General features: G+C 47.7%; 1 protein-coding gene. It reads left to right on the forward strand.

The features are described from left to right. Positions 1 to 100: 100 nt before the first annotated feature. Positions 101 to 1,489 (forward strand): Fic family protein (locus WH95_RS20035; RefSeq protein ID WP_204247852.1); only part of this gene is annotated, 1,389 nt, incomplete at its 3' end.

A 1,489-nucleotide genomic window follows, 5' to 3' on the forward strand; every position in this document is an offset into this window, starting at 1 on the left:
AAAACTAGCCAATTCATTAGAAGTACTAAAAGCACTACAAGATAAAGGTATTGTAGCTATACGCTCTGCTGATCTCTCACGCGTCCACCGAGAACGCCTTATGAAGCATGGGTTTCTACAAAGTGTCATGAAAGGCTGGTATATACCTGCACGACCAGACGATATAACAGGTGAAAGTACAGCTTGGTACGCTTCCTATTGGGGCTTTTGTTCCTCTTACCTGAATTCCCGCTTTAACGATGACTGGTGCCTGTCTCCTGAAAGATCATTACAAATTCACGCGGGCAACATGCAGGTGCCGAAACAATTGCTGGTCAGGTCAAAAAAGGCTGGAAATGACATTACCAAGTTACCGCACGACACGTCTTTCTATGGGGTGAAAGCCTCAATTCCAAAAGCACAAGATATTGAGGTTAAAGAAGGCTTGCGGCTTTTTTCTTTACCAGCTTCCCTCATTGCTTGCTCACCAACATATTATCAACAGCATCCAACCGAACTACGCACAGCCCTTGCCCTCATAAAGAACTCGTCTGACATACTTGGGCTTCTTTTAGAAGGGGAGCATAGCAAAGTGGCAGGGCGCTTGGCTGGCGCATTTCGTAATATTGGCCGTGACCGTATCGCTGATGACATACTATCTACAATGAAAGCCGCTGATTTCGATGTAAGAGAGGTCGATCCATTCACAGAGAAAAGGCCTTCCATTGGGGATATGCGGGCAAACTCTCCGATGGCAATGCGCATCAAACTTATGTGGCAAGCCATGCGAGAAGACGTGATCGGGAAACTACCAGCACCAACACCCATGAATGACATTGAAGCTTACTTAAAACAGGTCGATGAAATCTATGTCACGGATGCTTATCATTCTTTGTCAATTGAAGGCTACCGCGTCAGTGTTGAGCTTATCGAGCGCGTCCGTTCCGGTGCTTGGAACCCAGACGCTATTGAGGAAGATAAAAAGCATCGAGATGCTCTTGCCGCACGCGGTTATTGGCAGGCATTTCAGGAAGTTAAAAACAGCGTCCAGAAGTGCCTTGAAGGTAAAAATGCAGGCCAAATCGCGGATCAAGATCATGGTACATGGTACAGAGAGTTATTTGCCCCCAGCATCACGGCAGGCCTGCTAAAGCTGTCCGACTTAGCTGGATACAGGAATGCACCTGTATATATCCGCCGTTCAATGCATGTCCCTCCACCGATAGAAGCTGTGCGTGATGCCATGCCAGCCCTGTTCGAACTATTGGAAGCAGAAGGAGACGCAGGCGTTCGCGTGGTGCTTGGGCATTTTATATTCGTCTATATCCATCCCTATATTGACGGCAATGGGCGAACAGGGCGCTTTTTGATGAATGTCATGATGGCCGCTGGCGGTTATCCTTGGACGGTTATACCCGTTGAACGCCGCGATGATTACATGACTGCACTGGAAACTGCCAGTGTAGACGGCAATATAGTGCCCTTTGCCGAGTTCATTGCAGATGTAATG

This window comes from Kiloniella litopenaei (assembly GCF_000982415.1).
Lineage (GTDB): Bacteria > Pseudomonadota > Alphaproteobacteria > Kiloniellales > Kiloniellaceae > Kiloniella > Kiloniella litopenaei.